A 17,252-nucleotide genomic window follows, 5' to 3' on the forward strand; every position below is an offset into this window, starting at 1 on the left:
TCGCCATCGTCACCGGGGCGTCCGTGGGCCGAACGTGCCCGCGTTGCTGAACAGCAGGTCCAGACCGGCCGTAGCGGTCGCGTACGGCGGTGAAGAGGGCGTCGACGTCCTCGGGGCGTGAGACGTCGCAGCGCACGGCGAGGGACGTGCCGCCGGGGACCAGTGCCGCCGTCCCGTCGAGGGTGTCCGGGTGGCGTCCGGGCGGCGTCCGGCGAGGGCCACCGTCCAGCCGGTGCGCGGCAGTTCGACGGCGACCGCGCGGCCGGTGCCGGAGCCCGCGCCGCCCGGAGGCAAACGGGGAGGTCGCCCCGGAACCGGTGACGGACGTGGCCGATGTGGCGCGCACGGTACGGCACATGGCGGAGCTGCCACTGGACGCGAACGTGCAGTTCGCGACGGTCCTGGCGACCGGGATGCCGTACATCGGGCGGGGCCGAGTCGGACACCGGCCGGTGATCAGGTCCTCAGCGTGCGCAACTTACACAAACGGAATTTGACCATCCGCCCCATTGCGGCCGGTGGCGGGCTTATGCTCAACTCTCCTCCACAAGAGCTTCACACTTGGAGCGTCCAGCCTCCGCAGCCACACCGAGGGGGGAGGCGGCAGCCGTCCCACGGCACCGGGTGGGGGTGGGCCTCGCGCGGGACCGCGAGGTGCACACCGGGACCGCGGGACGGCTGCCGCGCCATCCTTGGCGTCGGCCCTCGGCGCGGGCCCTATGCCTGGCCGGTCTCGAAGCGGGAGATGTGTCCGTCGCCCTCGACGACGAAGTCCCACCGGGTGCGCATCTCGCCCCAGGTGTCGTTGCTGTAGCGGGCGATGAGGGAACGGCCGCCGTTCGACTCGTTGTCGACCTCCATATGACCGTGAGTGGAGAAGATCTCCCGGTCGATCCAGTCGTCCAGGTCACGGTCGGCGCCGTCGTCGGCCATCGTCGCGTCGGGCGTGAGCAGCGCACGGAAGCCCTCGAGGTCGTGGGCGTTGACGGCGGCGACGAAGGCACGGACGGCCGGGTCGCTCAGCCTCGCGGTCTGAATCGTCATGCGGGCCAGCCTCACACCGGTCGGGGTGGGCCGCCACCGGAGGCGGTACGGCGAACCCGCCGGACGGCACATGCACCCGAACGGCCGCCTGGCGCCGTCCGGCGGATGTCGGTGGGAGCGGGCGGTGCGACGGTGGGAACGCGGGACGACTCCTCTTCCGTTTCCACCGCTTCCCGGGAGACCTCATGACCTGTTCCTGTTACAACCGCGTCGACCTGGGCCTGCTGCTGCTCCGGCTGGGCACCGGCGGCGTGCTGGCCGCGCACGGCGCGCAGAAGCTGTTCGGCTGGTTCGGCGGCGGCGGGATCGAGGGGACCGGCCAGTTCATGGAGTCCGTCGGCTACCGGCCGGGCAAGGCGAGCGCGACGGCCTCGGGCCTCGCGGAGGCCGGGGGCGGCACTCTGCTGGCACTGGGCCTCGCGACCCCCGCCGCGGGCGCGGCGGCGGCCGGTGCGATGTCGGGCGCGGCGGCCGTGCACGCCCCCAACGGCTTCTTCAACCAGGGCGGCGGCTACGAGTACGCCGCGTCCCTCGCCCTGGCCGCCACCGGCATCGCGGTCGCGGGCCCCGGCCGCCTCTCCCTCGACCACGCGCTCGGCCACACCTTCAACCGGGGCTGGATGGTCCCGGCCGCGTTCGCGGTGACGGCGGCGGCCACGGTGGCGGTGGTGGGGGCGCGGGTCAAGCGGCTGCAGAAGGCGGCGGAGGGCGACCAGGAGCCGCTGTTCGAGGAGTGAGGCGCGACTCCGGCAGCACATGGCAGGCTGCGGGCATGACCGACCAGGCCGCACGCCCCGCCCCCACCGCCACCACCGCACCTCCCACCGCCACCACCGCACCTTCCGCCGCCACCACCGCACCTCCCACCGCCCCCACCGCACCTCCCACCGCCCCCTCCCCCTCCGACCTGTGGACGGACGTCGAGGCGCTGTGGGCGTGGGTCGACGCCAACCGGCCGTGCGACGGCCGCGAGGGCCTGCTGCTGCGCATGCTGAAGCTGACGGAGGAGGTCGGCGAGGTGGCCCAGGCCGTGATCGGCGCGACCGGCCAGAACCCGCGCAAGGGCGTCAGCCACACCTGGGACGACGTCCAGTCGGAGCTGTGCGACGTGGTGATCACGGCCCTGATCGCGCTGCGGACGCTGACGCCGGAGGCACGGGAGGTGTTCGGGCGCCATCTGGCGGGGGTGAAGGCGCGGTCGCTCGACGGGGTGTCCGGTGAAGTGCCCGGCGGCGCGTCCGATGGGGCGTCTTAAACGGCCCTTAACTGCCAGTTAAGCGCCCCCGAGACCCCGCCGAACCGGTTGGTCGCCCCCGGCGCCGTCACTAGCATCGGAACCCGGCTGAGAGCGCTCTCACTCGCACTCCCCGCCGAGTCCCCCTGCACGCAAGTCGCCCTGGAGACCCCCCACATGACCGCACGTCACCAGCGCCGCCTCGGCCGCCGCAAGCTCCTCTTCGCCCTCGGTGGAGCGGCCGTGGCGATCCCGGCCGCGGCCACCCTCGCCCCGTACGCCCTCGCGGACGACCCCGGCACCGACGCCGCCTCCCTCCCCCTGACCGTCGTCAACGACACCGGCGCCTTCGGCGACGGCGAGGTGCACCTCTACATCGTCGGCAACCAGGACGGCCGCCAGGTCCGGGTCACCCCGGACGGGACCCTGGCTCCCGTCGCCCTCTCCGACAACGGCGCCGACGGCTTCACCGACTACGCGATCACCCTGTCCGGCAGCGGTGGGACCCGGCTGTCACTCCCCCACATGTCCGGCCGCATCTACGTGGCGCTCGGCGCGAAGCTGAAGTTCAAGGCGGTCACGGACGGCGCCGGGAACGCGGCGCTCCAGTACCCGGCGGGCTGGGTGAAGTCCGACCCCAACTACGGCGTGCTGCACGACTGCGCCGAGTTCACGTTCAACAGCGCCGGGATGTTCTGCAACACCACCATGGTCGACATGTTCAGCGTGCCGCTGGCCATCCGGCTGACCGGCGCGAAGGACCAGACGACGGGCACGGTACGCCCCGGCGGCCGGGCCGCGGTGTTCGACGCGGTACGGCGGGAGGCGGAGTTCGCGCCGCTGATCGTGGACGACACGCGCGTGATCGCGCCCGGCCACGGTCTGGACGCGGGACTGTTCCCGAAGGACTACCTGGCCCCGTACATCGACGAGGTGTGGAGCACGTACACCGGCAGGGACCTCAAGGTCACCACCAACGCCGGAACCTTCACCGGCCGTGTCCGCGCCGACCGGCTGACCTTCGACGGCCCCGCCCAGGTGTCCTTCGCCAGGCCGTCCACGCGGGACGTCCTGTTCTGCGACGGCGCCCTGGCCGCCCCGAACGACGGCACGACCGGCCCGGTCGCGGCGATCCTGGGCGCGGCCCTGAACCGCTCCACGCTCCTGTCCTCCGCCACCCAGCCGACGACCGACCCCGCCACCTTCTACCGGACCGGCCTCACCAACCACTACTCCCGCGCGGTCCACGCGGCCACCGAGGACGGCAGGGCGTACGGCTTCGCCTTCGACGACGTGGCCGACTTCGCGTCGTACATCCAGGACACCGCGCCCACCGGCATCCGTCTGACGCTCACCCCCTTCTGAGCCGCGTGCGACGGCCGTCGGCTACGTTGACCTTGCCTCGGGGGAGGCAAGGAGGGGCACATGGACGCGCAGGACACCGCCGGGAGGCTGCGGGCGATCCGCGACGAGCTGTCGGACCGCTTCTACGAGCGGGCCGACGTGGTGCGGACGCTGGTGGTGGCGTTGCTGGCCGGGCAGCACTCGCTGGTGCTCGGCCCGCCCGGCACGGCCAAGTCCGAGCTGGCCCGGGAGCTGACGGGCCGGATCGAGGGGGCGACGTACTGGGAGATCCTCCTGTCGAAGTTCACGGCGCCGACGAGGATGTTCGGCCCGATCGACGTCGCCGCGCTGGCCCGCGGCGAGTACCGCCAGGTCTTCGACGGCCGCGCCACCACCGCGCACGTCGCGTTCATCGACGAGATCTTCAAGTGCTCCACGGCGGCGCTGAACGAGACGCTGGGCTACCTCAACGAGCGCATCTACCACCCCGAGAACGGCGGCGAGCCGATCCACTGCCCCCTGATCGGCGCCATCACGGCGAGCAACGAACTGCCCGGCGGCGAGGACGCGGCGGCGATCTACGACCGCCTGCTGGTGCGGATCGAGGTCGGCTACCTGGCCGACCCCTCCAACTTCGCCGCGCTGGTCCGCTCCGCCGTCAGCCGCCCGGCGGCCCCGGTCCGCACGACGATCGAACTGACCGGGTTGCAGCGCGCCGTGACCGAGTCCGTCCCGGCCGTGGACGTCCCCGACGCGATCGTGGACGCGGTGTGCACCCTGCGGGCCGCCCTGCGCCGCAAGGAACTCGTCGCCTCCGACCGCCGCTGGCGGCAGTCGGTGCGGCTGCTCCAGGCGTCCGCGTTCCTCGACGGCCGCCCGGCGGTCGCCGAGACCGACCTGTCGGTGCTGACGCACGTGCTGTGGGACTCCCCCGCCCAGCGCCCCGTCGTCGAGCGCGAGGTACTGCACCTGGTCAACCCGGACGCCAAGGAGGCGCTCGACCTGGCCGACGTCATCGACGAGCTGGAGACCCAGCTCGACGCCATGGCCGGGCAGTCCCGGGAAGCGTTGAGCGACTGGGTGATCAAGAACGCCCACCACAAGCTCGCCATGGCGGGCAAGCGGCTGGAGAAGCTCCGCGAGGAGGCCGCGAACGCGGGCCGCTCCACGGCCGCCATCGACCGGGTCACCGGCCGCCAGCGCGCGGTCCGCGCCCGCGTTCTCACCGAGGCGCTCGGGGTGGACGCGAGCATGGTGGAAGCCCAGCTCTGAGCATGGGCGGGCTGAGTCATGATGAGATCGACGGGCTGGGAACGATGAGTCCGGCACCCAGCAGGCTCGACGAGCTGGCGAGCCGTTCCGGACCGTGGCTGGGCGGCCCGCCCGCCACCGCCTCCGGGCGGCACACCACGGCCGTGGTCGCGGACCGCTTCGACCGGATCACCTGGCGCGACACCTACGAGCAGTCGGCGGGCCTGCGCGAACTGACGACGGAGCTGTACGAGCACCACGACCGCGCCCCCGACCTCCTGACCGACGTGTTCCTGGCCGCGTACCAGGCCGCCCCGCGGTTGCGCGACCGCGCCGAGATGGCACCCTCCCATCTGCTCAACCACCACATCACCACCACCCTGATGGAGTCACCGGAGTTCACCGAGCTGCGCCGGGAGACGGCGGGCGACCCCTACGCCGCCGCCATGGCCGTACTCGCCCAGGGCTCCGCGCTGCGCGGGCTGCTGGAGCGCTCCGGGGAGGCCCGGGAGCGGGCCGCGCGGGCGAGTCGGGCGCGGCAGGCCGCCGAGAGCGCGGCGACCGCCGTGCAGGAGGCGCTCCAGCGGGCCGCCGACGAGGCCGCCGAGGACGGCACCGTGCCGCCCACGGCCGCCGACGCCGTACGACGGGCGATCGAGGCCGCCGAGGCAGCCGCCCGGCAGGCCGCCGATGCCGCGGCGCAGGCCGTGGCGGCGGCGGTCCCCGGTGTCCGTGCCACCGCGCGGAACGCCGCGGGCAAGGCCGTCGCGGCCGTACGGGAGGAGGCCGCGCTGATGCGGGCGTGGGGCGTCGCGCCCGGTGAGACGGAGCGGATGCCGTTCGAGCGGCGCGCCCGACTCGCCGAGCGGCTGCGCACCAGCCGTCTCGCGGAGTGGGCCGAACTGATCGGCCGCTTCCGGCAGATGGCGAGCGGCGAGCGCGCCCGCAGGGTGGAGAACACGACCGGAGAACTGGTCGGCGTAACGCTGGGCGATGACCTCTCCCGCGTCATCCCCTCAGAACTGGCGAGCCTGGGCCTGCCCGCCCTCCGCGCGGTCTTCGCCGCGCGCTACGCCGCCGGGGAGCTGATGCTCTACGACAGCCAGGGCGAGCGGACCAGCGGCCAGGGCGCCGTCATCGCCTGCGTCGACACCTCCCACTCCATGTACGAGGCGGGGCCCGGCGGGGTGACCCGGGAGGCGTGGGCCAAGGCCTGCGCCCTGGCCCTCCTCGACCAGGCCCGCCACGCCTCGCGCGACTTCGTCGGCGTCCTGTTCTCGGCCGCCGACAAGGTCCGCGTCTTCCGCTTCCCGGCCGGTGAGCCCGCCGACATCGCACGGGTCCTCGACTTCGCGGAGACGTTCCTCGGCGGCGGCACCAGCTACCAGGCGCCGCTGTCCGCAGCCGGTGCCCTGCTGGAGGAGGAGTTCGACGACACCACCCGCGCCCGCGGCGACATCGTCCTGATCACCGACGACGACTGCGGGGTCACCGAGGACTGGATGCGCGCCTGGAACGCCACCAAGCACCGGCTCGGCTTCCGCGTCTTCGGCGTGGCCATCGGCACCCCGCGCGCCGCCGCGACCGGTTCGGTCCTGGAGGCCCTGTGCGACAACCTCCGCACGGTGGAGGACTTCACGGACGTCCATGCGGCGGCTGACCTGTTCCGGATGATCTGAAGGTCGGCGCGCCACGCAACGGAAGGGGCATGTCCGTCCCGGAAGCCCGTCGGGCCGCAACAACGCCTGGGAGCTTGGGCACGTGCCGATCCCGACCGGCGCGTGTGACACGTCGGTCGGCTGTCAGCGCGGGCAGCATGGCCGGATACCGCGTACTCACCGCCGCGAGGGAACTTCCTCCTCGATCGTTGAGTGCTGGGCGGATCAGCCGGAAGGTCCGCGTCTGAGGCGGACGAGTACGGGAAGCGGGCGCGTCCTCCGGCAGGAGGGCGCGCCCTTCGGCAGGAGAGCGCGTCCTTCGGCAGGAGAGCGCGTCCTTCGGCAGGAGAGCGCGTCCTTCGGCAGGAGGGCGCGCCCGCCTCGGCCCCCGGCTCGTCGGGAGCAAGGCCCGGAGCCGGGTGCCGTCAGGCGCCGCGCCGGAGTCAGCAGCAGCGGCCAGGGGACTCGCGCTCGAGTCGCAGGGTGCGCAGTCGCTGGTACTCCCGGCGGGTCGGGAGCGGGGCGTCGGGGTGGTGGCGGCGGTGGCGTGCGCAGTAGCGCTCGTACTCCGTCTCGCCGGTCACTTCCCGCGCGTACCAGAGCACCGTGGCCAGCGCCTTCCGTACGACGCTCATGAGCCCGTCCCCACCAGGGAGTCGCTGCCGCGCTGCTCCGGCACGTCGATGCGGGACTCGACGTACGGCACCTCGGTCGTCGGCAGGGGCTCCGGGGACCGGATGGCGCGGACGCACACCACCGCGCAGTTGACCAGGACGATGAGGACCAGCAGCAGGAAGACCGCCATGAGAACGCCGTCCACGGTGTTGTTGAGGACGATGGTGTGCATGTCGTCCATGTCCGTGGCACCCGGCAGCAGTTCGCCCGCGTCGATGGCGTCCGCGTAGACGTCCCGCTGGGCGAAGAACCCGATCTTGGGGTCGTCCGAGAAGATCTTCTGCCAGCCCGCGGTGAAGGTGACGACCACGTCCCAGGCCAGCGGGATGCCCGTGACCCACGCCCAGCGCAGCTTGCCCGCCTTGATGAGCATGGTCGTGGTGACGGCCAGCGCGACCGCGGCCAGCAGCTGGTTGGCGATGCCGAACAGCGGGAACAGCTGCTTGATGCCGCCCAGCGGGTCGGTGACACCGGCGTAGAGGAAGTAGCCCCAGGCGCCCACGACCAGGGCGCTCGTGATCCAGATGCCCGGCTTCCAGGTGACCCGGCCGATCGGCTTCCAGACGTTGCCGAGCATGTCCTGGAGCATGAAGCGGCCGACGCGGGTACCGGCGTCCACCGTGGTCAGGATGAACAGCGCCTCGAACATGATCGCGAAGTGGTACCAGAAGGCCTTCATCCCCGCGCCGCCGAGCACGCTGGCGAAGATCTCCGACATGCCCACGGCCAGGGTCGGGGCGCCACCGGAGCGGCCGACCAGCGTCTCCTCCTCGACGGCCGCGGCAGCCGCGGTGAGCTGGTCCGGGGTGATCGTGAAGCCGAGGCCGCGGACCGCCTCGGCGGCGCTGTCCACGGTCGGGCCGAGCAGCGCGGCCGGGGAGTTCATCGCGTAGAACAGGCCCGGCTCCAGGACACAGGCGGCGATCAGCGCCATGACGGCGACGAAGGACTCCGTGAGCATGGACCCGTAGCCGATCAGCCGGACCTGGGACTCCTTCTGGATCAGCTTGGGGGTGGTGCCGGAGGAGACCAGCGCGTGGAAGCCGGACAGGGCGCCGCAGGCGATGGTGATGAACAGGAACGGGAACAGCGATCCGGCGAAGACCGGTCCGGCGCCCGTCGAGGCGAACTCGGTGACCGGCTCGGCCTTGAGGGTCGGGGCGGCGATCACGACACCGACGGCCATCAGGGCGATGGTGCCGACCTTCATGAAGGTCGACAGGTAGTCCCGCGGGGCCAGCAGCATCCACACGGGCAGCACGGAGGCGACGAAGCCGTAGCCGACCAGGCAGAACACCAGGGTCTCGGGGCTCCAGACGAAGTACTCGGCCAGGGAGGAGTCCTGGACCCAGCCGCCGCCGAGGATGGCGAGCAGCAGCAGCGCCACGCCGATGACGCTGGTCTCGACGACCTGGCCCGGCCGCAGGTAGCGCAGGTAGAAGCCCATGAAGAGGGCGATGGGGATGGTCATGGAGACCGAGAAGGTGCCCCACGCGGACTCCGCCAGCGCGTTGACGACGATCATCGCGAGGACCGCGAGCAGGATGATCATGATGGCGAAGACACCGATCAGCGCGGCGGCACCGCCCACCCTGCCGATCTCGTCCCGGGCCATCTGACCGAGGCTCTTGCCGTCCCGGCGCATGGAGAGGAACAGCACGATCATGTCCTGGACCGCACCGGCGAAGATCACGCCGACGATGATCCACAGCGTCCCCGGCAGATAGCCCATCTGGGCGGCCAGGACGGGGCCGACCAGCGGGCCCGCCCCGGCGATGGCCGCGAAGTGGTGGCCGAACAGCACCCGCTTGTCGGTGGGGTGGTAGTCGACACCGTCCTCCAGCCGTTCGGCGGGGGTGGCGCGGGTGTCGTCGACCTCGAGGACCCGGCGCGCGATGAACCGGGAGTAGAACCGGTAGCCGATGGCGTACGACCCGAGGGCGGCCATCACCAGCCAGACGGCCGAGATCTCCTCGCCCCGGGACAGGGCGACCACGGCCCAGCCGACCGCCCCCACCAGGGCGACGGCGGTCCACACGAGGATCGACTTGGGGGCCATCCGGGACCGCCGGGAGGGCGGGCCCTCCGGCGCCGGGTGGGCGGATTCGGGCATGGCTGATGCGGGCATGGCGGCTCCTCGCCGGGGCGGCGGTGGGATGGGGATGTAGGCAGGGGTGGTACGTGTGCGGCGGCGACGGATCAGGGATCGTCGCTGCCGTGCCTGGTCAGCGCGTACGCGGCGAGCAGACAGAGGCCGCACCCCGGCACCCAGGCGAGCTGGTACCAGTAGAAGAACGGCGTCCCCGCCAGCCGCGGGCTCGCACCGGCGTACCAGGGGACCCACAGCAGACCTGCGGCGGGCGCGAGGAGCAGTACGGCGATCGCGACGCGCCGCAGCCGGTGATGGGCCGTCTGTGCCATCGCTCACGCTCCTCTCCCGCTCTCTGTCGGTCTGTGCAAGAGTTGCCGACCCGGCGGAGACGGTTGACAGCGGATTTCCAGAAGATTTCCCGCCGTTTCCCTGTCCTCCGAACCGGCCCGCCGCGCAACTCTCCCGCGAGGGCACAGGCACACCAGGGCTCAGCCACACCAGGCAGAGGCACACCAGGCACAGGCACAGGCACACCAAGCACAGGCACAAGCACAGGCACAGGCACAGGCACAGGCACAGGCACAGGCACAGGCACAGGCACACCAAGGACGGTGACCCATGGCCGACGGCGCCATGACCGCGACGTTCCTCGCCGTGATCGGCGGAGCGTCGCTGCTCGCCGTGACCGCGCGCCGTCTGCGCCCCAGCGACCGGCTGCCGTCCCTGGAGGGCTGGGCGCTGGCCGACCGCAGCCTCGGCCCGGTGTGGACCTGGTTCCTGCTGGGCGGCACGATCTTCACGGCGTACACCTTCGCGGCGATACCGGGACTCGCGTACGGCAACGGCGCGCCCGCCTTCTTCGCGGTGCCGTACACGGTGATCGTCTGCCCGCTCGCCTTCGTGCTGCTGACCCGGCTGTGGAGCGTGGCCCGTCGGCACGGGTACATCACCGTCGCCGACTTCGTGCGCGGCCGGTACGGCTCGCCGCCGCTGGCCCTGGTCGTCGCGCTGACCGGCATCCTCGCGACGATGCCGTACCTGGCGCTGCAACTGCTCGGCATAAGGGCGGTGCTGACCGCCGGGGGCGTCTACTCGCGGGGCGCGGCCGAGGACCTGGTGATGGTGGTGCTGTTCGCGGGGCTGGCGGTGGCCACCTACCGGCACGGGCTGCGCGCGCCCACCGTCATCTCCGCGCTGAAGGCGGTCGCCGTCTTCGTCTCGCTCACGGCCGTCACCTGGCTGGTCCTGGCCCGCCTCGGCGGCCCGGGCGAGGTGTTCGACGGGGCGGCGGAGCGGCTGGGCGGACCCGCGCTCCTGCTGACCCCCGAGCAGCAGCCCGCGTACGCCAGCCTCGCCCTCGGTTCCGCGCTCGCCCTGCTGATGTACCCGCACGTCCTGACCGCCGGTTTCGCCGCCGACAGCCCGCGCACCCTGCGCAAGGTCGCCGTGGCCCTGCCCGCCTGGACGGGACTCCTCGCCCTGTTCGGCTTCCTCGGCATCGCGGCGCTCGCCACCGGGGTACGGGCGCCGGAGGGCGGCGCCGAGGCGGCCGTACCCATGCTGGTCGACCGGCTGATGCCGGGGCCGCTGGCGGGACTGGTGTTCGGCGCGATCACCGTGGGTGCGCTGGTCCCGGCGGCGGTGATGTCGATCGCCGCCGCCACCAGCTTCGTACGCAACGTCTACGTCGAGTACGTGCATCCGACGGCCACGCCCAAGCGGCAGGTACGCATCGCCAAGGCGGTGTCGCTGACGGCGAAGCTCGGCGCGGTGGCGTTCGTGTTCGGACTGCGCGACCAGGCCGCCATCAACCTCCAACTCCTCGGCGGCGTCTGGATCCTCCAGATCTTCCCGGCCGTGGCGGTCGGTCTCTTCACCGGACGCCTGCATCCACGAGCCCTGCTCGCCGGGTGGGGCGCGGGCATGCTGGTCGGCACGTTCCTGGTCGTACGGGAGGGCTTCTCGTCGGTCGTCGCGCTGGGCACCGGCCCGTTCGAGGTCTACGCCGGGCTCGCCGCCCTCCTGCTGAACCTGGCCGTGGCCGTCGTCGGCACCGCGGTCCTCGAGCGCCTCGGCGTCCCGCGCGGCGCCGACCTCACCGACCTGCCGTCGCGCCTGACCGTCAGCCGGCGTCCCGAGACGGGAGCGAACAACCCGTGAGACAGCACGTGAGACCCACGACCCCGATGGCGGTGCCACTCGCCCCGGCGGTGACCGACCCAGCCGAGCGGGAGCGCGAGACGGGCGTGGCCCGTCTCTTCGAGCTGCACTACACCTCGATGCTCCGCCTCGCCGTGCTGCTCGGCGCCGACGACCCGGAGAACGTCGTGGCCGAGGCCTACTACCAGATCTACCGCAAGTGGCGGCGGCTGCGGGACGTGGAGGCGGCGGAGGCGTACCTGCGCTCCACCGTCTGCAACCTGACCCGCATGCGGATACGGCACCTCCAGGTCGCCCGCAAGCACGTGGAGAACCCACCGGAACTTACCGACGAGACCGTCGCCTCGGCCGAGAGCACCGCGCTGCTCCGCGACGACCAGCGGGTGCTGATCGACGCCCTCCAGCAACTGCCCGCCCGGCAGCGGGAGGCACTGGTCCTCCGTCACTGGCTCGGCCTGAAGGAGAGCGAGATCGCCGCCACGATGGGCATCTCCTGCGGCTCCGTCAAGACCCACACCTCGCGCGGCCTCGCCGCCCTGACCCAGGCGATGGAGACCCGGCGATGACGCACCGAGACACGACGCCGTCGCACGGCACCAGCCCCGACCGCACGGAACAGGAACTCCAGGAGTCCCTCGCCGCCCTCGCGGGCGCCGTCCACCCCCCGCCCGACGCCTACCGCACGGCCCGCGGCGAGTGGCTACGCCGCGAACGCCGCCGCCGGGTCATCCTGACGGTCCTGGTCGCGGTGGTGTTCGCGGTGGCGGTGCTGATCGGGTTGTGGGTGCTGAACCGGGCGCCTTCGGAGCCGGGGGTGATCTTCTCGGGGACGGGGGCCGGGACCGGGGCCGGAAGCGTGCTATCCGCTCATCCTCCCGGTTGGCGGGGTCCCTGAGAAACGGGACGTGCCGAGGAGCCTTGCTGACAGACCAGTCTGGGTGTGCTCCGGGTCTTTCCCGGCGATTAGGCCGTGCAGCCCTCCGTTGCCCGACCTGCCCTGCGGCGAGTGGTTCCGGTCAGCATCGTGTCTGTCCGCGTCGGTACACCGTTTCTCATCCCTTCAGCTCACGTTGCCGGTCAGGGCATCGAGGAGTGCGATGGCCTCGCGGCGGCTCAGCAGCTCGTGGAAGCGCTCGTTGCGGAAGTTCCGCAGGCACGCGTAGCAGCTGCTCTCCGGGCCGCACTCGCAGGCCGACACCCGGGCAAGCGCGGCAGAGACAACCGGTTCGAGCCGCTCACCCATGGACACGGCGTTGCCCGCGCCCCCCGGAGTGGTGTCGAAGAGCAGCAGGGACGGCATACCGTCAGTGCCGGTGTGAATCGTGCCGTCGATGTCGTCGCGGCTGATCTCCAGGTGCGCGGCAGCGCCTTCGAGCAGTGCGTACAGGCCGGAGCGCAGACGGGCCGCGGTGGCGGTCAGGGCCGTGAGCGGGGCCAGATGGATCTGGAGGAAGTCGGTCTGGTATCGGTGAGCGAGGGAGACGACACGGAGAGGGCCCGTGCACTGGGTGTCTTTCAGCAGGTGCGAGTGGCCTCCGCTCGGAGGCCCGGCCTGAGCGTGCGGACGGCCCCAGCCACACCAGTCGCAGATCTGGTATCCGGCACCGGCCGGTCCCTCGGAGACGACCACCATCTCCCCCCGCGTGCCCGCCGACCACGACGTGGTGTGGCCGGAGACGAAGGTGGTCACGCCTTCCTGAAGGTCGGCGGTGTCGGTGGACATGTGGACGTCGCCGTACCAGGACCGTCGTGGCGGGGTCTGCCCCGGCCGGCGCTGTGGTCCGCGCGCGGCGACGAAACCGTAGATCGGTTCGACGTACCGGCGTTGGGCACCCGCGGACTGCGTGCCGCAGGCCGCGCAGACGGGGTCCACGGGTTCGGTGGCCTCCCGGTAGCGGCCGCAGGCCGCGCACACCGCGTAGTGGCGGCTGACCAGTTCGCGGTCCGGCAGCCGGTAGACACCGGCGGACGCCCACAGGTGGCCGCCCGCCACGATCTCGGCCCCCGGGGCGTACTCGTGCACGGCGGCGCTCAGGTCACGGGTGAGTTCGAGTTGCCCCGCCACGGCGCCGCCCTCCTGGGGGATGCGCAGTTCGACGGTGTCCACGGGGAAGCCGTACTTGGGCAGCACGTTGCGGTTGGCGAGGACGCCGAGCAGTTCGCGTTGGGTGAGGTTGCGGATGACCTTCTCGTACATCTCCGCCTGCCGGTACTTGCGGGCGGCCGCCGCCTGGTCGCGGCGTTCGCTGTACGCGGTGACGTCCTGGTCGAGGATCTGCTGTGCGGCCCGCAGGAGCCGGTCCAGTTCGGCGACCCAGTCGCCGGAGTCGATGCCGATCTCTTCCTGGACCTGCTCGGGGAGGACCCGGCGCAGGGAGGCCATGACGCTGTCCGGCACGGGGGTCAGCCAGTCGCGCACGGTGTGGGCGGCGATCTCGGCGGTGGTGTCGTCGGGGAGGAAGAACTCTCCCGCCCTGCGCCAGATCCGGCCTCGTTCGTCCTTCATGGCACGGAAGAAGGCGGCGAGGGCGATGGAGTGGGCGTGGCGGCGGTCGATGCGGACGTTGTCGACGGGGACGATCGGGGCCCGTACCTCCCCGGCGATCATCCGCTCGGGCTCCGCGAACCGGGCGAGGTCGTGGGGCCGCCGCTGCGCGTAGGTCAGCACCAGCGCGGCCGAGTCGGCGCGGCGGCCGGCGCGACCGGCGCGCTGGACGTAGTTGGCGGTGGAGGGCGGCATGTTGCGCAGCACGACGGCCTGGAGTTCACCGACGTCGACACCGAGCTCGAAGGTCGTTGAGCAGGACAGGGCGTTGACCTGCCCTCGGACGAACTCCCCCTGGATCTCGGCGGCCTTCTCCCCGGTCCACTGCGCGGTGTGCTCCTGAGCGCGCAGGGGAACGGGGTCGAAGGTCAGGTAGAGGCGCCGCAGGTGCTCGTCCGTCTCGGGCGACGGCTTGAAGTCCTCCAGGTGACCCGTGCAGCGCAGCGTCGGGCACACACCGCGCACGGAAACCGCGGTGATGCGGCGGCAGCGGTCGCAGACGTACAGCGGACCGCTCTCCGCCGTCACCGGCCGCAACCGCAGCCAGGTGTGGTCGAGTCGGCGGACGACGCCGATCCCCGGTTGGCTTTCGGACGGCAGCCAGTCGGCGAGGTGACCTGTCGTGAGGTCGGTCCACAGGCGGTTCAGGACGTCGAGGGCGGCGGCCCGTCGCTCGCCCTGGTGACCAAGGGCGTCCAGTACGCGTACGAGGTAGTCGACACGTCGGTTCGAGGCGCTCGCGGCGCTGGGCAGCCAGCTGATCACCCTGCGCTTGGCATCGGAGCCCTGGGAGCGGACCCAGATCGGCCCCTTGCGTGGGGCGAACGCCTCGTCGCCCGCGTCGACGTCCTCGGGCATGGTGAGCGCGCCCTGGTTGCGGAGGGTGCGCAGGAGCTCCTGCAGCAGCAGCCACGCCTCGTCGTCCGTGAAGCCGAGTGAGGTGAGGGCGGCGGGCGGCTGCCAGAAGGGCTCGCGGTCGATGTCGATCCGGAGCAGGCCGAGGCCTTCGAGTGACTGTCGGTCGTCGAGGCTGAGCACTTCCTGCGTCACCCACAGGGCCACTGCGCGCTGCTTGGTCTGGCGGGAGTCGTTGCGGCGGAAGACTCCGGCGCGGTCGGCGGCGCGGATGGTGTGGGCGACGAGGTCGTCGATGTGCAGAGGCTCGTCCGCGTCGGGGCAGCCCTGCTGGACGGCCTGGGTGATCAGGCGCCGGTGCTGGATGCGGGTGTAGGAGTCCTCCAGGTAGGGCGCGAAGTAGGCGGCGGCCTGTCGGCTGTCGCTGAAGAACAGCAGCTTGCGGCCCTGTCCGGGCAGTGCCGCGGCCGGGCCGTCGGTTGCCGCAGGCAGCGCCTGGTAGAGGGCGGTGCTGAGGACGGCGGCCGAAGCCTCGTTGCCCGCCTCGAACAGTCGGATCATGCCGTGACCGCGCGCTCCACAGGCGAGACATGCGGCCGGGGCGCCCTCGTGGGTGTCGAGTTGGTGGACGCGGCGCAGTTCGGTGCCACCGCATCCGGGGGCGGTGCAGGATGCCGTGGTCGCGGGGTGCACGGCCGCGCAGCGGGTGCACAGTCTGCGTTCCTTGAGGCCACCCTTGGCGCTGTCGCCGAGTGTCTCGTCGTCCTCGTCGGCACCGGAGTCCGAGCCGTCCCCGTCCAGGAGAAGCCAGGTGTGGGGGCTGTTGGGAGACTTGCGGTGTGTGAGGCGGGCTTGTGCCCCCTTGCCGGTGACCGTGCCGTGCAGGTGTACGGCACCGCAGCGGCGGCAGGCGCCCAGCTCGAAGGAGGGGCGGGCACACCGCGCGCAGGTCTCGTGGCGGGCCAGGTCGAGGTGAGGTCCTGCCGGGTCGAGGCAGGTGAAGGCGCCTTCCGTGGCGCGTGCGAAGAGGTGGTAGCGGGCGGAGAGCACAGGAGCGCCGTCGGTGTCGGTCACCTGGCTGGCGAGTTGGATGAGGGCGGTGACCGCCGCGGGTCCGACGGGGTCACCGGGGAAGACGTCGCGGGCGATCTCGTTCATGGGCCGGGGTCCTTCGGCAAGGGCCCGGCGCAGAGCCGCGGTGCCGGCCTCGGCGGCGAGGGCGGTGGCTGCGGTCGTATCAGCGGGCAGGCCGTGCATGCGCGCGGCCGACACGATCTCCGGTTCGGGGTCGGCGGTCGTGGCCAGACGCAGGTACTCGGTGGTCGGCAGCGGCCCCCAGTGCGGACCATCGGGTGTGGCGACCCGGGTGGCGGTGACGAGGTCCTGGGCGGCCGGGTCGCTCGCGTCCCATCGGAAGGGGACGTCGAAGAGGGCCTGGGCGAAGGCGGTGACGGCGGCCGGGTTCTCCTCCGCGCCGACGGTGGCACTGGTGGCGATGGCCTGTATCTCCCGACCTTGCCCCACACGGTCCTTGAGGCGGCGCAGCAGCATGGCGAGTTCCGCGCCGCGCGCTCCGTCGTAGACGTGGGCCTCGTCGACGACGACGAACCGCCAGGATCCCGCCTGCTCTCCCTCGAAGAGGTCCATGTCCTGGGGGCGGAGGAGCAGGTACTCCAGCATGGCGTAGTTGGTGAGCAGGATGTGGGGCGGTGCGGCGCGCATCTCGCGTCGGCTGAGCAGTTCGTTGGGCAGGCGCGGTTCGCCGGGGTTGAGCTGCTCGAAGGTGTCGGCGGCGCGCTGCGGATCGTCCTTGGTGTCACCGGTGTAGCGGCCGAAGGTGATGTGGGGGGTGTCGGCGAGCAGTCGGCGCAGCCGCTTCATCTGGTCGTTGGCCAGGGCGTTCATCGGGTAGAGCAGCAGGGCGCGGACGCCGGGGCCGAGGGTGCCGCGGGCGTGTTCGGCCGCGAGGGCGTTGAGGACGGGCAGGAGGAAGCTCTCGGTCTTGCCGGAGCCGGTACCGGTGGCCACGACGAGGTTGCGTCCGGCGACGGCCTTGCGCAGCGCCTGTTCCTGGTGCCGGTACAGGGGTCGGTCGGCGGGCAGTGCGGGGCCGGTCAGCTGCCGGAACGCGGGGTCGAGTACGCCCTCTGCGATGAGCTCGTTCAGGGTGGCGCCCGGCGCGTAGGCGGGGGTGGCCTCCAGCAGGGGCCCCTTGGTGAGAAGTGGGCTGGTGTCAATGGCGTGGGCGAGGGCCTCGGCCAGCCGGGGCTCGCGCAGGGGCAGCAGGGAACGCAGGTAGCGCCGGTAGGTGTCGCTGATCATTCGGGAGGTGGCGAGCGGGTCGAGGCTGTGCACGGGAGGCTCCGATGTAACGGTTGGCTTCGGACGAGCGGT

13 protein-coding genes and 2 pseudogenes are annotated in these 17,252 nt (G+C 72.1%); 9 read left to right on the forward strand and 6 right to left on the reverse strand.

The annotated features are described in order from the left end of the window. Positions 1-24: 24 nt before the first annotated feature. Positions 25-294: pseudogene (locus ACFVQG_RS17580) on the reverse strand (SDR family oxidoreductase); the annotation flags it as partial. Here ACFVQG_RS17580 and ACFVQG_RS17585 point away from each other — a divergent pair. Beyond that, a pseudogene (locus tag ACFVQG_RS17585) lies at positions 288-434 on the forward strand (3-oxoacyl-ACP reductase); the annotation flags it as partial. The pseudogenes ACFVQG_RS17580 and ACFVQG_RS17585 sit on opposite strands and share 7 nt — an antisense overlap. 283 nt (positions 435-717) lie before the next feature. Here ACFVQG_RS17585 and ACFVQG_RS17590 read toward each other — a convergent pair. Further along, positions 718-1,044, reverse strand: coding sequence for a nuclear transport factor 2 family protein (locus ACFVQG_RS17590; protein WP_383383207.1), 327 nt, complete (start codon positions 1,042-1,044; stop codon positions 718-720). A gap of 185 nt (positions 1,045-1,229) precedes the next feature. Here ACFVQG_RS17590 and ACFVQG_RS17595 point away from each other — a divergent pair, with 185 nt between their 5' ends. The 5 genes from ACFVQG_RS17595 to ACFVQG_RS17615 all read left to right on the forward strand — a co-directional run bounded on the left by ACFVQG_RS17595 (position 1,230) and on the right by ACFVQG_RS17615 (position 6,552). Further along, complete coding sequence (locus ACFVQG_RS17595) at positions 1,230-1,781, forward strand: DoxX family protein (RefSeq protein ID WP_383383210.1); 552 nt, start codon at positions 1,230-1,232, stop codon at positions 1,779-1,781. Positions 1,782-1,816: 35 nt separating this feature from the next. Further along, on the forward strand, positions 1,817-2,299 hold the full coding sequence (locus tag ACFVQG_RS17600) for a MazG-like family protein (protein ID WP_383383213.1): 483 nt from the start codon (positions 1,817-1,819) through the stop codon (positions 2,297-2,299). 156 nt (positions 2,300-2,455) lie between these two features. Further along, the gene (locus tag ACFVQG_RS17605; protein ID WP_383383220.1) at positions 2,456-3,643 is read left to right on the forward strand and encodes a glycoside hydrolase family 64 protein; all 1,188 of its coding nucleotides are present in this window, start codon (positions 2,456-2,458) and stop codon (positions 3,641-3,643) included. A 60-nt stretch (positions 3,644-3,703) separates the two neighbouring features. After that, positions 3,704-4,894, forward strand: coding sequence for an AAA family ATPase (locus tag ACFVQG_RS17610; RefSeq protein ID WP_383383223.1), 1,191 nt, complete (start codon positions 3,704-3,706; stop codon positions 4,892-4,894). 44 nt (positions 4,895-4,938) lie between these two features. Further along, the gene (locus ACFVQG_RS17615) at positions 4,939-6,552 is read left to right on the forward strand and encodes a VWA domain-containing protein (RefSeq protein ID WP_383383226.1); all 1,614 of its coding nucleotides are present in this window, start codon (positions 4,939-4,941) and stop codon (positions 6,550-6,552) included. Between the two features lie 422 nt (positions 6,553-6,974). Here the strand turns inward: ACFVQG_RS17615 and ACFVQG_RS17620 are convergent, their stop codons facing one another. The 3 genes from ACFVQG_RS17620 to ACFVQG_RS17630 all read right to left on the reverse strand — a co-directional run bounded on the left by ACFVQG_RS17620 (position 6,975) and on the right by ACFVQG_RS17630 (position 9,627). Beyond that, positions 6,975-7,166, reverse strand: a complete 192-nt coding sequence (locus ACFVQG_RS17620) for a YbdD/YjiX family protein (RefSeq protein WP_383383229.1) — start codon at positions 7,164-7,166, stop codon at positions 6,975-6,977. Next, positions 7,163-9,334 carry a carbon starvation CstA family protein gene (locus ACFVQG_RS17625; protein ID WP_383383231.1) on the reverse strand — a complete coding sequence of 724 codons (2,172 nt, stop codon included), beginning with the start codon at positions 9,332-9,334 and terminating at the stop codon, positions 7,163-7,165. Before ACFVQG_RS17625 ends, ACFVQG_RS17620 begins: the two co-directional genes overlap by 4 nt. Before the next feature lie 71 nt (positions 9,335-9,405). Then, positions 9,406-9,627: a DUF3311 domain-containing protein gene (locus ACFVQG_RS17630; RefSeq protein WP_383383234.1), complete on the reverse strand. Its 222-nt coding sequence runs from the start codon at positions 9,625-9,627 to the stop codon at positions 9,406-9,408. 289 nt (positions 9,628-9,916) lie between these two features. Here ACFVQG_RS17630 and ACFVQG_RS17635 point away from each other — a divergent pair, with 289 nt between their 5' ends. Genes ACFVQG_RS17635 through ACFVQG_RS17645 form a run of 3 tightly spaced genes read left to right on the forward strand, consistent with a single transcriptional unit; the run spans position 9,917 to position 12,353 of the window. Further along, entirely contained in the window at positions 9,917-11,458 is a 1,542-nt protein-coding gene (locus ACFVQG_RS17635; protein ID WP_383383237.1) for a sodium:solute symporter, read from the forward strand. A 26-nt stretch (positions 11,459-11,484) separates the two neighbouring features. Then, on the forward strand, positions 11,485-12,024 hold the full coding sequence (locus ACFVQG_RS17640) for a SigE family RNA polymerase sigma factor (protein WP_383383846.1): 540 nt from the start codon (positions 11,485-11,487) through the stop codon (positions 12,022-12,024). Continuing rightward, entirely contained in the window at positions 12,021-12,353 is a 333-nt protein-coding gene (locus ACFVQG_RS17645) for a hypothetical protein (RefSeq protein WP_383383240.1), read from the forward strand. The genes ACFVQG_RS17640 and ACFVQG_RS17645 overlap by 4 nt, the downstream gene beginning before the upstream one ends. 165 nt (positions 12,354-12,518) lie before the next feature. Here ACFVQG_RS17645 and ACFVQG_RS17650 read toward each other — a convergent pair whose 3' ends face one another. Further along, entirely contained in the window at positions 12,519-17,213 is a 4,695-nt protein-coding gene (locus ACFVQG_RS17650; protein ID WP_383383243.1) for a DEAD/DEAH box helicase, read from the reverse strand. Between the last annotated feature and the right edge of the window lie 39 nt (positions 17,214-17,252).

Source organism: Streptomyces sp. NPDC057877, from assembly GCF_042796855.1.
Taxonomy (GTDB): Bacteria; Actinomycetota; Actinomycetes; order Streptomycetales; family Streptomycetaceae; genus Streptomyces.